The following is a 13,441-nucleotide window of genomic DNA, read 5'->3' as shown; positions in this document are numbered from 1 at the left end:
TCATGTGCATATTATGTCCATGACAATGAGGCGAAAGAGCTTTATATTTGCCTGAACCAAATGTTACGTTCTACGGCTTTCATAGGTATATTTTACCATTGAAAATGAAAGCAATACCAATTATCTTTGCATTTATCCCCACCAAATTTTGAGCAGGATGCGCATTGAAATCTGGTTTATCTTTGCAGTAGAAATCTATTAATAGATTTCTATTCTCATAAACGGCCGTTCCCTGTCACAGACGGCCTATAATTAACGCCCATACCGCACTTCCGCCTGAAAGATTATTTCAGGCAGGGCATCGCTGTGTTTATAACAGCGCAGTAACCAATTAAGAAAATTAAAGCATATGGAAAGTTTAGAATCGCTGTTCCGTTCATTTGAAACAGGCATCAGAAGCGCAAAGGCTGTAAAGCCTAAAGCATACCTGAAAAGCATCGGACTGGAATATTCAGACCTGAGAATAGGCTTTAATTCGGGACAGTTCCACCACCGCAAGACCCTTAAATCCAAAGAAAGGTTTGAGGAGCTTGGAGTCATAACCAAGAGTGATGCAGGAGTGCGGGATGATTCTCTGACTGCCTATACCGTCTTTGGACGCTACGGGCTTATATTCCCCCTGCTGGACAGAGAGAATGCGATTGTAAACTATTTTGCGCTTCGTTTTGATCTGGACAGCCCTCGGGAGGAATATTTAAACCAGAAGGGAATCTATCCTGCATATCCCCATCCGCTTACCCGAAAGCTCTATCTGGCGCCGACTGTCATTGACTGCGCCAGCCTGATGCAGAGCAGAATACTGGATCAGAGGGAAGCGGTCATTGCACTTCATGACGGTGAACTGCTCGATGAGCATATTGAAATTATTAAATCATTGAATGGACTGGAATCAATAGTAATCTTTAAGCGGTGAGAAAATGGAGAAGATCAGATTACAAATGCAGGAGGCAAGACCAGACGTTCCGCTTTCAATAGCGGAACTTCCCGAAGGGCATAGTCTGAATGACATGTGGGTCAATTATGGAGCGGAAGGGATATCGAATCTTTTAAAAAGCGCAAAAACGGAAAAAGCAGGCGAAGGACTGCAGATTGTAAACGGCTACAAAATCAGCTACAAAGGCCTCTCGGGCACTTTCTTTGTTCTGGGAAACTTGCCGATGGACTTGGGAAATCTCAGGATTTCGCTTCAGATTGTGGAATATGATACAAACAGAAAACACAGGCTTAAAATCGACCTGTTCGATTTTACGGGCGTGCAGAGCCAGTGCACGGACTTATCCGAAAAGCAGGGATTTGACTATGACAGCCTTGAAAAAGATCTGGTAACGCTTACCGATCTTCTGGAACAGCACAGGGAATCGCTTTTTGAGGCTGAAATAAACCCGATTGCGGAACGTTTTGCCGAAAAGGAGCTTACGCCTCAGGCGCAGGAAAATGCAGTCGCATTTCTCGCAAAACCCAGACTGCTTGAAAATATAGACAGGCTCTTGGAACAGAACGGCATCGTTGGGGAAGAAGAAAACAGGATCGTGCTTTTCATACTGGCATCGAGCTATAAAATGCCCTATCTGATGCACGGCCTTGTTCAGGGATCAAGCGGTGAGGGAAAAAGCCATCTGATAAACGGCATTGCAGGATGCATGCCTCAGGAGGATGTGATGAACATAACACGCATTACAAGTAAATCGCTTTACCACTACAGGGATAAGGAACTGATCAATAAGCTGATTATCATTCAGGATTTTGACGGGCTTGATGAAGAGGCGCAGTATGCCTTCAGGGAAATGCAGTCCGCCAAGTTCCTTACCAGCTCCACTGTTGTAAAAGACATATTCGGAGACAACAGGGGAAGAATCAAACAGGTTCATGCGCACTTTGCCAGCCTTACCACAACCACAAGAGCTGAGGTGTATTACGACAACATGAGCCGTTCGGTGATCTTGGGCGTGGATGAAAGCCAAGAGCAGACGCTTAGAATCATTAAAAAGCAGAATCTTAAAACAGCAGGACAGTCAGACAGTGAAAAGGAAGAGCAGGCAAAACAGTTTTTAAGAAATGTGATGCGCGTGCTTAAATCTTACGAGGTTGTAAATCCCTTTGCAGATAAGCTCAGCCTTCCATTGGAAGCCAGAATGCTCAGAAGACTGAACTCGCAGTTCCAAAACTTTGTCTGCCAGATTACAATCCTGCACCAGTACCAGAGAAAAACCGATGCTAAAGGCAGATTAATCACTGACAAAGCAGATATAAAATCAGCTGTTGATGTTTTCTTCAGTTCGATCATCATCAAAGTAGATGAACTGGATAAAAGCACGAGACAGTTTTTTGAGAACCTGAAAGACTTTATAAAAAAGCAGAAAGAAGGAACGTCAAAAAAGTTCACGGCAAGAGAGATCAGACAGGGGCTCAATATCAGCAAAACATCCGCTTTCCGTTACATGAACCTGCTTCAGGAGCTCGAATACATCCAGCCTGTCGAAGGTTCATTCAACAGGGGATTTAAATTTATGATCTCCTACTGGGATGATATGGAAAAACTCAAAAGCAGAATCAGAAAAGAACTGCACAGACAGCTTGAAGAGTTCTAAAAAAACAAAAAATCAGAAGAAAACTAGAAAAGTGGAACACCACGGAACGCCAGCGGAACACTGAAAGCATTGAAAACACTGGCAATACGATACTGGTGTTCCGCGTTCCGCGCAGTGTGCAAGCGTTCGTTTTCATCACTCAAAAAAAAACAGCGTTTAATTAAAGCAAAAGACAATGAAAAAAATGATACAGAGCAGGGAATTTCTGAGGCTCGCAGTGGCATTCGGAGAATTTGTAAAAGTCAGGAACTACAGGCAGGGACGGTCAAATCTCTATAAAAACATCATAACGGAATTTCTGATCTGGCTTGAACAGGCAGGAATCAGCAGAATCCAGAATGTGACCTCAAAAGAATCTGTGAGGTATCTGGATTATCTTTCTTCAAGGCCAAAGAAAAGAGGAAACGGCATTCTTGCTGAAAAGACAATCAAACTGCATCTTTTTGTGCAGGGGCTTTTTCAGATATATCTGCTGGAAAACAAAGAGATCCAAAATGCCTATTACATCCCATCAATTACAGGCGGAATGCAGAAGCCCAGAAATATTCTCACGATTGAAGAAATAAAATTGGTGTATCATCATGCTGAGAATGAAATGGAAAAAGCCCTGCTGTCCATTGCCTACGGATGCGGACTGAGAAGATCAGAGATTGCCAGCCTTGATCTGAAAGATGTGAACCTCGTAAAAGGAATGCTGGTTGTCAGACAGGGAAAAGGAAACAAGAGACGTGAAGTTCCAATGAGCGATACTGTTCTGCAGTACCTGAAAAAATATGTCAGGGATGAAAGGCCTGAAAGGCTGACAGGGAGAAACCAGAATGAGGAAGCGTTTTTCATCAACAGCAGAGGCAGAAGATCGACAGGAGAAAACCTCAATGAGATTTTAAACAAGATGATTGAGCAGACGGGAAAATTCGAGCTTGTACAGAAAGAAATCACTCTTCACTGCCTGCGCCACAGCATTGCCTATCATCTGGCAGAGAATAACGCGGGAATTGACTTTATACGCACTTTTCTGGGACATACCCAGATCAATACGACCTATATCTATGCGGTGCAGAACAAAAAACGCAAACCAGTCGTAACCTTTTAAAACTACAGCTATGGAAAATAAGAAACCTGATCTGGAAAATTACCTTAGAGGGATTGTAGCGGAAAAGACAGCACAGAGTTATCTTTATACAATCAACCATTTTTTGAAGACCAACCCAAAGGCTAAAAGATACCAGTACAAAGATATAGTCAGGCACATGGATAAAGTCAGCCAGAAGCAGTCCAACGTGCAGTACCGAATCAGAATACTCTCAGCCATTAAAAAATATTACGATTATCTGGTAATGTACGGTTATCGAAATGACCATCCCTGCAGAAAGCTTAATATCAAAATCAAGGGTAACCAGACCATTCAGGTGCAGGATCTGTTCAACAGCACGGAACTGCAGCTTTTAATGGAACGGGAGAACCGCTACAAGCATCTTGACATTAGAAACAATGTTCTGATTTCCCTATTAATCTATCAGGGGCTGGCAAGCGATGAAATAGCGAGGCTGTCTCTAAAGGATATTGATCTGGACAATGGGACAGTTTATATTAAAGGCTCTGCCAATCTCAATAAAAGAACGCTGGAGCTTGTGCCAAAACAGATGATACTGTTTCATAATTACATAAATGAAACACGTTCTGCTCTGCTTCGCGGGAGCAGTGACAAATTCATATTGACAAAGCTTGGACAGCCTATTGTTGTGAACAGCATTCATGCCATGATTGAGCCGTTAAGAGGATTATTCCCAGACAGAAAACTAAACCCGCAGACCATCAGAATGAGCGTAATCTGCAACTGGCTTAACGAGAAAAATATTCCATTGGAAAGAGTTCAGGAGCTGGCAGGGCACAAATGGCCAGGAACGACTGAGAAGTATATCAAAGTGAATGCTGTGGAACAGAGGGGATTGATAAATAGATATTTTCCAAGCATATGACAGGTGTTTATTAAAGTTGAAATTTCTTATCTTTGTTACAATGAATAAAAATCTTTATATAATAGCAGGCTGTAACGGTGCAGGTAAAACTACAGCTTCATTTACAATTCTTCCTGAGATATTGCAGTGTAAAGAATTTGTAAATGCGGACGAAATTGCCAAAGGGCTTTCTCCTTTTCAGCCCGAAAAGGCAGCCTTTGAAGCGGGAAGGATAATGCTTCACAGAATCAATGAGTTATTAGCCAACAATGAAGTCTTTGCTTTCGAAACGACTTTAGCCACTAAAAGCTATAAGCAGAAAGTGATTACAGCTCAGGAAAAAGGCTATAAAGTGGTGCTTTTGTTTTTTTGGCTCAATAGTGTTGATCTCGCAATCGAGAGGGTTAAAACAAGAGTTCAGGAAGGCGGTCACAATATTGAAACCGATGTTATTAAACGCAGGTATAAAAATGGAATAACTAATTTATTTGATATATATTTGCCTATAGTTAATGAGGCATTGATTTTTGACAACACAGCTGTAAAAGCTGAATTAATAGCACAAAAAACTTTAGGCAATGACATTGAAGTTATAAATGAAATCAAGTTCGATAAACTCAAAAATGACCGATCATGGGAGAACACAAAACAACAACAACGACACCGACTCAGAAGAAGATTATAGAGGCAATGGATAAAGTTTCTGAAAAACTAATTGAGTTTAAAAAGAAAAATAACAGCGATCTGGTTGTTATGCAGGACGGTAAAATCGTAAGGATAAAAGCCAGCTCTTTATAAAATATTATTAAAATTAAAATGCAAAGCTCTCAGAAATGAGAGCTTTTTTTATTTGCAGACTAAAAAATTATTAGGAAAATAATTAAACTAAATCTACTTTCGCATAAGCTGGAAAATTGTAAGAGAACGTTCTTTATATATGGATTTTTTGCAAGAGGGCAATCATTGTATAGGAAAATTTTACAGACCCTTATAAGTATAAGTACAACGGCAAGGAGCTTCAAGACGAGCTGGGGCTTAACTTCTATGACTATGGGGCGAGGAATTATGACCCAGCACTTGGGCGCTGGATGAACATTGACCCCCTCGCCGAGAAATATGACAATTTTTCACCATACGTTTACACAATTAACAACCCTATATTTTTTATTGACCCAGATGGAATGCGTATAAAATGGGCAAGCTGGAATGATGTAAAGAATGATAAAAAATTGAGTGAACAATTCTCTTCAAGAAAAGAATATAGGGAAGCAAGAAGAGAGCTTAAAAAACAGTATAGAGAGACTATGAAAAATTCAGAAACAGCGTCAGCAATTTACCAAGATTTAAAAGATGATTCTGCGACACATACAATTTATGCAACTAAAGATACTGGCGGAGCAACAACTGCTACCGAAAATGGAGGAAGTAATATCAAAATAGGTATAGGTGATGGTTCAAATAATTTCCTAGATGGCATAAGTAGTAATGAAGCTAATATTCAAGCACAGATTGGACATGAAGGCGGACATGCATGGTTAAAGATGAATGGTTTAGAAACAGAAAAAAGTGCACCGAATATGTCAACGGCAAATAGCTTAGATGTAGCAATTTATAATAGTTATTACGAAAAACGTGAACGTGGAGCATCGCATATTGAAAATATTATCAGGGGAGAGTTAATTTCTAATGGTGCGAAAAATATGAATCTAAGCTCAACATATCATGGTCAAACTCTCCAATATACAGGTGGTTCTCTTTTTAAATATGATTTTCAAACCTCTGCATTAAAGTTATTGCAAAATAATCCATATAATGCTCAAGGGTATTTAAACAAAACGTATAACCTTCCAACACCAAAAAAATGAAAAAGTTGATTGTAATTTTATTTGCTATTTTCAGTTATTCATGTCAAAGCCAGAAGAATAATATTTCAAATTACGAATGTAATGTCATAAAGACGCAAGATTTAAAAGAGTTTGATGCATTGATTAAAAGTATTGATACTACGAAATTATTCAATAGTGCACTTAAGGATTTTGAAAACACAAAAGATGGAGTTCTGTTTTACAAATTAACTTCAGGTAATAAGTTTGGTTATTTTACAATTTTTACTGAAGAAGATTCAAAAATCTATTGCCAAAAAATTTCAAAAGACTTCAATAAAAAAGTAAACGTAAATGATAAAGACAGACAAATAATAATTAAGGGAATAGAATTAATTAAAGAATCTAGTACTTTTTACTATGAGCAATGTAATAAAGATTCTACAGATTTTATTTATCTTCTAATTATTAAGAAAGAAGGGAAAATAATCTCAAAATATCTTTCCCATAATTATAGCGAATATTTAGATGATAATAAGAATAATGATTTAAAAACTATTAAAAGTCTTTTAGGAGTTTCTTACAAGTATTCGTACAAATAGATTTAGAACCTTATAGCAAAAAGCCACAGCTTTAAAGTTGTGGCTTTTCTATTCAAATTAAATTCTACTTATTTGAAAATGATGATAATTCAAAATTAAATAGCTCACTCAGTGGAATCTCGAGTGTTCTGGCAATTTTGAATAATGTACTGACTGTTGGGTTTATTCTGACAGTCTCAATTCTTGCAATCTGAGATAAAGTTATTTCAGACCGATAAGCAAGTTCTTCCTGTGATATACCTTTTTCAGAGCGTATTTCTTTTAGTCGCTTGGCTAGCAACTCTAGTCCTTCTTGGTCGAAGATTAATTTTCTGGTTTTATTATCGTCTTTTTTCACTTTATCAAAATGAAGATATAAAGAGCAGATTCATTATAGCACATGTGCTATAATTTGTGTATATTTGCTCATATCTAAAACTTTAAACAAAGAATTTTAATCTATGAAAAGAATAATCGCCGTCGGATTGCTGTTTTTTTTATTTGGCTGTAAAAAAACCGAACAACCAATTGCACCAGTTAAAAAGAGTAAAATTGTTAAAACGCAAAAACCAGCTGATAATGTTTCTAAATCAGAAATTGGCAGTGAGATAATTACTTTCAAAAAAATAGAGTGTGTAGATGATTGTTACTATCTGTTTATTGATGAAAAAGGTAAAGACGTGATAATTTATCTTCCAGATTATTGTGAATACAACTTTGACGACGGAAATTATAAGGGTAAAAAATTCAAAATAACATATGATTTGCCAAAAGCAACTGATGATAATGTTTTGGCGAAATCAATAGAACTGATAAAAACAGTAGAAAATCATCAGACAAGTTCTTCCAGCAATATGAAATCGTTCGCAGAAATTAGAAGCTTAATAATCTCTGGAAACAAGAAGAATTTGATTCGTCAGATTGGGGAACCAGATGAAGAGTACTCAGCTCATGATTTTCTTGAGAAATATTATGATTGGAAGCCAATAAGTGTTTACACTTCTCAAAGACCAATCGGAATCAATGTTTTCGTTTATAATGGAATTGACAATACCAACCGCCAAATCTTGGTCATTTACAATTTTGAGAAAAGCCAAGTAACTGAGATTTTGTACACATTGGATGTAAAATCGTTTGAAGATATCTGTATTCACTAAATGATTATTACCAAAATATTATCTGCTATAAATTTAACCAAAATGAGAAAAATTATTTTAAGCTTACTGGTAATGGGCTCTACAATTTTACATTCCCAGAGCAAAGATTCAGAAGCAAAAGAATTTGAAAGTGCTATGAACCAAATGACGATATCAGCAATGGATACTTTTATATTATTGCATCCTGAAAGTGAGTTGAAAGATAAAGCTGTTCAGTATAGGGATTCATTGGCACTCCCTCAAGAAGGAGCAAGCTATTACCAATTTTCAGCGTATGTGGAAAAATATCCTAATTCAAGATTTTCGGCTTCAATAATTGAAAAACTTCCAGACATGGTCGATAGAGATTTGCATTTTCAAGATTCATTTCATTCGACAATTGAACTATTAAAGCATTTTGTTACTTTATATCCTACTGCACCAAATATAAAAAAAGCAAAAAAAGATTTAGAGCTGTACTATGCACGTTCATTGAGTTATAAATTCAATATTGAGGAATACAAAGATTTTAGAAAATTATTTCCAGAAAGCAGATATTACTACAATAATAAGACGAAAAAGATGGCTAAGAAATATGACCCGAAAGAATCGCCAGCCGCTACATATTAATTGTACCTAATGAACCCAGAGTAGCACGTGTATACTGATGAACCCAAATTTAAGATAATAAATTTTTCTAGCCCTCCTCCTCTCGTAGTTTCGCCTTTTTATTATCAATATCGCTATTTTTTTCTCCCAGTTACCTCTCTTACTAATGCAAAGAAAACGTCATTATAAACCTTCATTCGATAGTGTAAGTTTGTTATAATATATTTTACAAAGCGATGCATAGCTGTGTCACTTTGATACAATAATTTATGAGGCAAAAAATATTTTTTTGAAAAAAAAAGTCCTAAAAAGCTACACTTTTAGATTATCTGTAGTATTTATTATTGAAGATGCTTGATTGGTTCCCTTGTAGGGAGTTCTTGCATCTACTCAACAAAAATATTAACAGATAAAATGAAATGAAATATGAAAAGATAAAAGAGTTTACAAACACTACGAAAGCAAGTAAAAGCAAAATATACAGATTTTACAAAAAGAATGAAGAATTATTTTTAGAGACGAAGAAAACAAACGGAAAACGAATGTTTCCAGTTAATCATACGCGTTATTTTGATAGTGAGATAATGTTTGATGAAAATAAAATGTTAAGACAAGAAAATCAGTCAATGAAAAATCTTATTGATTGTTTGTCAGACAAAAACAGTATGGCATATACCTTGTGGCAAATGGAATGGAGTTTTTTCTTTACAGTGGCGTACAAACTGGAACGCCAGAAAGTAAGCTGTTTTAAGCAGATGCATGGGCTTTATGATTTCCTGCTTGAAAAATATGGCAATTCTACGGAATTGAGATTGTTTTTTACAACAGAACCTTTCGCCAATAGGAATGGGCATCATAACCATTTTGTCATTCATATTGAGAATAAAAGATTATACGAACAGGTTATTACTGATATTAGAGATTATTTCAGCTATGATAGAATTGACTTTTCGATATATGACAGATATAAAGCAGGGTTGTTTTATATGACAAAAGAAGGTTTGACAGGTGAAGATTGGGATTTTTTAAATGCTAAAAAGCAGTAATCATGAAAGTAATACTAACTCTTTCTCAGATAAAGATGATTCTTAAAACAGAGAATCTGAAGTATCCAATAAAATTTAAAGGAACAAATTTTACCAAAAATGAGCTGAAAGAACTTTCTGAACTGCTAACATCAAAATCACGAGGTTAATACCTCGTTTTTTTGTTTTTAAAAATAGTTAAATCTCTGTGAGCCCAGGAAAACCAGGATTTTTCTTGGAAAATCAAAAATAGACCTGGACATTTGAAGCGTAATAAATCACAAACGGACGTTTAAGGTTTTTAATCAAATGGAGAATATGAAAAAGTATATCGCTTATTATCGTGTTAGCAGAAAAGAGCAAGGCATTTCTGGGTTGGGACTATCAGCCCAAAAAAGTTCAGTTGAAAAGTATGTGACTTCACAGGAAGGAATCATTTTAAAGGATTTTACTGAGATTGAAACGGGAACCAACAAGAGAGAGCGAGTAGAAATTCATAATGCAATTACACTAGCTAAAGTAGAAGGGGCGGTTTTGGTTATTGCAAAATTAGACCGTCTTGCAAGGAATGTAAATTTTGTAAGCTCACTTATGGATGCAGGAATTGAATTTGTAGCTGTGGACATGCCATCTGCTAATAACTTCACAATCCATATTTTTTCAGCACTTGCTGAACAAGAAGCCAAATTAATCAGTTCTAGAACAAAACTTGCTCTTGCGGAATTAAAAAAGAAAGGGGTTAAACTTGGAAATCCAAAAAATTTGACTAATGATGCCAGAGCTAAAGGGATAGAACGCATAAAGAGTAATGCAATGAACAATGATAGAAATCGTCAGGCGCAATCGATAATAATGAACTGCAGAGAAAAAGAAATGAGCTACAGACAGATTGCTGACTATCTCAACGGATTAAACTTTAAAACAAGACGTGGAAATAAGTTCTACGCCCCTACAGTTCTTCAATTATACAATAGAGCTATTAAAATGGTCGCATGATTTTTAATTTAAGAATTTCCTTTCTTTTTTAAAGGGTTTTAAATGGGTTTAATGCATGTTTTTGAAATTTAAGAAAAAATTAACATTTAGTAGTTCTACTAATTTTGAAATGTTAAAATGTTGATTTTCAACAATAGATTTTTATCGTATCTAAGCTTTAGCAAAAACGGATAAAATAACGCCTTAAAATCTATAAATCAAGAGCTTAAAAATTTTGAAATTTGGAGAAGGCTCTGTAATAACCTATCTTTGCAGAAGAAATCTATCGATAGAAATCACTTGCAAGACAATTATCATCCTGTCAGATTTAGGGTGATTTTAACAAAATAAGACAGCGCTGTAAATCTGAACAGAGTAGTCAAAAAAATCCACATTCAAATCCCAAATTTTCAATTCGGTGCAATACCCGAAGCAGGATTTCTATGTCCAAAAATTATCGTTTAATCAAAGAAAATCAAGCTTATGGAAAATTTAGAAACCTTATTCCAATCTTTTGAGACAGGCATTAGAAGTATTAAAGCAATAAAACCAAAAGACTATTTGAAAAATATAGGACTGGATTATGCAGAATTGAGAATCGGTTTTAATTCTGGACAGTTTCATCATTCCAAAGACCAAGAGTATAAAGATAAATTTGAAGCATTAGGAGTGCTTAAGAAAAGTGATGCAGGAGTACGTGAAGATACACTGACCGCTTATACGGTTTTCGGAAGATATGGATTGATTTTTCCTCTGATGGACAAAGAGAATGCAATTGTAAACTATTTTGCTCTGCGCTTTGATTTGGATACTCCTAAAGAAGAATATCTCAACGAGAATGGCATTTATCCAGCTTATCCAAACGCTTTGACCCGACGGCTTTATATCGCACCCACAGTTATTGATTGTGCAAGCCTGATGCAGTCCAAAACGCTTGAGAATAAGGATGCAGTTATTGCCATGCATAACGGAGAGCTGTTGCCCCAGCATCTGGACATTATCAAATCATTATACGAACTAGAAGAAGTTATAGTCATTAAACGTTAAGAATATGCAATCTATAAAAACGCAGATACAAAATATAAGACCAGAATTGCCAGTAAATACCATCCAGCTTCCAGACGGGCACAGCTTGAATGACATGTGGATGAATTACGGAGCAGACGGCATTCTGGAACTTTTAAAAAATCCGATAAAGGAGAAGATAACTCCAAGTCTGGAAATTCTTAATGACTATAAAATCAGCTACAAAGGAATAACAGGTACTTTTTTTGTTATCGGTAATCTGCCTATGGATTTAGGCAATCTCAGGATTTCGCTCCAGATTCAGGAAAAAGCAACCCAGAGAAAACACCGATTGAAAATTGATTTGTTCGATTTTGTGAATGTTCAGACCCAGTGTACCGAGCTGTCGGAAAAACAGGGCTTTGAATATCATTCCCTGCAAGCCGATATTATCCAATTGACGGATTTATTGGAGCAGTATCGTGAATCATTGTTTGAGGCTGAATTAAACCCTATAACAGACCTTTATTCCGAAAAAGAGCTGACACCCCAAGCAGGCGAAAAAGCAGTGGAATTCCTCTCTAATGCATCGTTATTTGAGAGCATCGATAAACTGCTGGAGCAAAGCGGTATCGTAGGGGAAGAAGACAACAGACTGCTTCTTTTTATTCTGGCTTCGAGCTATAAAATGCCGTACCTGATGCACGGGCTTATACAAGGTTCAAGCGGAGAGGGAAAAAGCCACCTCATCAATGGGATAGCCCAATGCGTGCCTCAGGAAGATGTAATGAACATGACCAGAATTACCAGCAAATCATTATACCATTACAAGGACAAGGAACTTACCAATAAACTGATACTGATTCAGGATTTTGATGGTCTGGAGGAAGAAGCGCAGTTTGCTTTCAGGGAAATGCAGTCCGCTAAAATGCTCAGCAGTTCCACTGTGGTCAAAGATATGTTTGGCAATACCAGAGGGAAAATAAAGCTGGTTAGTGCGCATTTTGCCAGCCTTACCGCCACGACCAAAGCAGAGGTTTATTATGACAATATGAGCCGTTCTGTAGTTTTGGGCGTTGATGAGAGCCAAGCTCAAACCCTTAGGATTATAAGACTCCAGAACAAGAAAAATGCAGGACTGTCCAATGATGAAAAAGAAGAAGAAGCAAAACAGCTCCTAAGAAATTCGATTCGTGTGCTGAAATCCTATCATGTGGTTAATCCTTATGCGGATAAGCTTATGTTGCCTCTTGAGGCTAAAATGCTCAGAAGATTAAACAGCCAGTTTCAAAACTTTGTCTCGCAGATAACAATCCTGCATCAATACCAGAGAAAAACCGATGATAAAGGAAGATTATTAGCGACCAAAGAAGATGTGCAGAAAGCCGTGGATATATTCTTTAGCTCCATCATTATTAAGGTGGATGAACTCGATAAAAGCACCAGACAGTTTTTTGAGAATCTTAAAGGATTTATCAAGAGCCAGTCCGATGGAACAACGTATCGTTTCACGACCAGAGAAGTTCGTCAGGCACTCAATATCAGCAAAACATCGGCTTTTAAGTATATCCAGCTTTTGCAGGAACTGGAATACATCCAAGCAATTGAGGGGAATGTAAACAGAGGGTTTAGGTACATAATCAGCTATTGGGACAATATGGAAAAGATTAAAGCAAAAATCAAAGAAGACCTCAATAGACAGCTTGATGCATTGTAATCCAGTGAAAAGAACACGTCAAGC

The 13,441-nt window shown here is 36.8% G+C and carries 15 protein-coding genes and 1 pseudogene; 15 read left to right on the top strand and 1 reads right to left on the bottom strand.

Going from position 1 to position 13,441, the window contains the following annotated elements; all coding sequences use genetic code 11:
• Window positions 1-349 precede the first annotated feature (349 nt).
• The 8 genes and pseudogenes from J7574_RS09600 to J7574_RS09565 all read left to right on the top strand — a co-directional run bounded on the left by J7574_RS09600 (window position 350) and on the right by J7574_RS09565 (window position 6,971).
• Complete coding sequence (locus tag J7574_RS09600) at window positions 350-913, top strand: hypothetical protein (protein WP_290967442.1); 564 nt, start codon at window positions 350-352, stop codon at window positions 911-913.
• A 4-nt stretch (window positions 914-917) separates the two neighbouring features.
• Window positions 918-2,588, top strand: a complete 1,671-nt coding sequence (locus J7574_RS09595; protein WP_290967441.1) for a hypothetical protein — start codon at window positions 918-920, stop codon at window positions 2,586-2,588.
• Window positions 2,589-2,763: 175 nt separating this feature from the next.
• A complete protein-coding gene (locus J7574_RS09590; RefSeq protein WP_290967439.1) occupies window positions 2,764-3,681 on the top strand; it encodes a tyrosine-type recombinase/integrase in 918 nt (305 codons plus the stop codon).
• A gap of 10 nt (window positions 3,682-3,691) precedes the next feature.
• Window positions 3,692-4,567: a site-specific integrase gene (locus J7574_RS09585; RefSeq protein WP_290967437.1), complete on the top strand. Its 876-nt coding sequence runs from the start codon at window positions 3,692-3,694 to the stop codon at window positions 4,565-4,567.
• A 40-nt stretch (window positions 4,568-4,607) separates the two neighbouring features.
• A complete protein-coding gene (locus tag J7574_RS09580) occupies window positions 4,608-5,231 on the top strand; it encodes a zeta toxin family protein (RefSeq protein WP_290967435.1) in 624 nt (207 codons plus the stop codon).
• Window positions 5,180-5,344: a hypothetical protein gene (locus tag J7574_RS09575; RefSeq protein WP_165768443.1), complete on the top strand. Its 165-nt coding sequence runs from the start codon at window positions 5,180-5,182 to the stop codon at window positions 5,342-5,344. Before J7574_RS09580 ends, J7574_RS09575 begins: the two co-directional genes overlap by 52 nt.
• Window positions 5,345-5,547: 203 nt before the next feature.
• Window positions 5,548-6,411: pseudogene (locus J7574_RS09570) on the top strand (RHS repeat-associated core domain-containing protein); the annotation flags it as partial.
• Window positions 6,408-6,971 (top strand): hypothetical protein, encoded by a 564-nt coding sequence (locus tag J7574_RS09565; protein WP_290967430.1) that lies wholly within the window; start codon window positions 6,408-6,410, stop codon window positions 6,969-6,971. The pseudogene J7574_RS09570 and the gene J7574_RS09565, both read left to right, overlap by 4 nt.
• Before the next feature lie 64 nt (window positions 6,972-7,035).
• On the opposite strand, the gene J7574_RS09560 is transcribed toward J7574_RS09565, so the two are convergent.
• On the bottom strand, window positions 7,036-7,308 hold the full coding sequence (locus J7574_RS09560) for a helix-turn-helix transcriptional regulator (protein ID WP_290967428.1): 273 nt from the start codon (window positions 7,306-7,308) through the stop codon (window positions 7,036-7,038).
• Between the two features lie 103 nt (window positions 7,309-7,411).
• Here J7574_RS09560 and J7574_RS09555 point away from each other — a divergent pair, with 103 nt between their 5' ends.
• The 7 genes from J7574_RS09555 to J7574_RS09525 all read left to right on the top strand — a co-directional run bounded on the left by J7574_RS09555 (window position 7,412) and on the right by J7574_RS09525 (window position 13,417).
• Window positions 7,412-8,107, top strand: coding sequence for a hypothetical protein (locus J7574_RS09555; protein WP_290967427.1), 696 nt, complete (start codon window positions 7,412-7,414; stop codon window positions 8,105-8,107).
• 42 nt (window positions 8,108-8,149) lie between these two features.
• The gene (locus J7574_RS09550) at window positions 8,150-8,716 is read left to right on the top strand and encodes a hypothetical protein (RefSeq protein WP_290967426.1); all 567 of its coding nucleotides are present in this window, start codon (window positions 8,150-8,152) and stop codon (window positions 8,714-8,716) included.
• A 398-nt stretch (window positions 8,717-9,114) separates the two neighbouring features.
• Window positions 9,115-9,741: a hypothetical protein gene (locus tag J7574_RS09545; protein ID WP_290967425.1), complete on the top strand. Its 627-nt coding sequence runs from the start codon at window positions 9,115-9,117 to the stop codon at window positions 9,739-9,741.
• A 2-nt stretch (window positions 9,742-9,743) separates the two neighbouring features.
• A complete protein-coding gene (locus J7574_RS09540) occupies window positions 9,744-9,890 on the top strand; it encodes a hypothetical protein (RefSeq protein ID WP_290967424.1) in 147 nt (48 codons plus the stop codon).
• Between the two features lie 148 nt (window positions 9,891-10,038).
• On the top strand, window positions 10,039-10,716 hold the full coding sequence (locus tag J7574_RS09535) for a recombinase family protein (protein WP_290967422.1): 678 nt from the start codon (window positions 10,039-10,041) through the stop codon (window positions 10,714-10,716).
• Between the two features lie 462 nt (window positions 10,717-11,178).
• Complete coding sequence (locus tag J7574_RS09530) at window positions 11,179-11,742, top strand: hypothetical protein (protein ID WP_290967420.1); 564 nt, start codon at window positions 11,179-11,181, stop codon at window positions 11,740-11,742.
• Between the two features lie 4 nt (window positions 11,743-11,746).
• On the top strand, window positions 11,747-13,417 hold the full coding sequence (locus J7574_RS09525; RefSeq protein WP_290967417.1) for a hypothetical protein: 1,671 nt from the start codon (window positions 11,747-11,749) through the stop codon (window positions 13,415-13,417).
• The last annotated feature ends 24 nt before the right edge of the window (window positions 13,418-13,441 follow it).

The sequence above is a fragment of the Flavobacterium sp. genome, from assembly GCF_017744675.1.
Classification (GTDB): Bacteria; Bacteroidota; Bacteroidia; order Flavobacteriales; family Flavobacteriaceae; genus Flavobacterium.
Note: the sequence above shows the minus strand (reverse complement) of the source record. Positions and strands in the feature narration are given on the sequence as shown.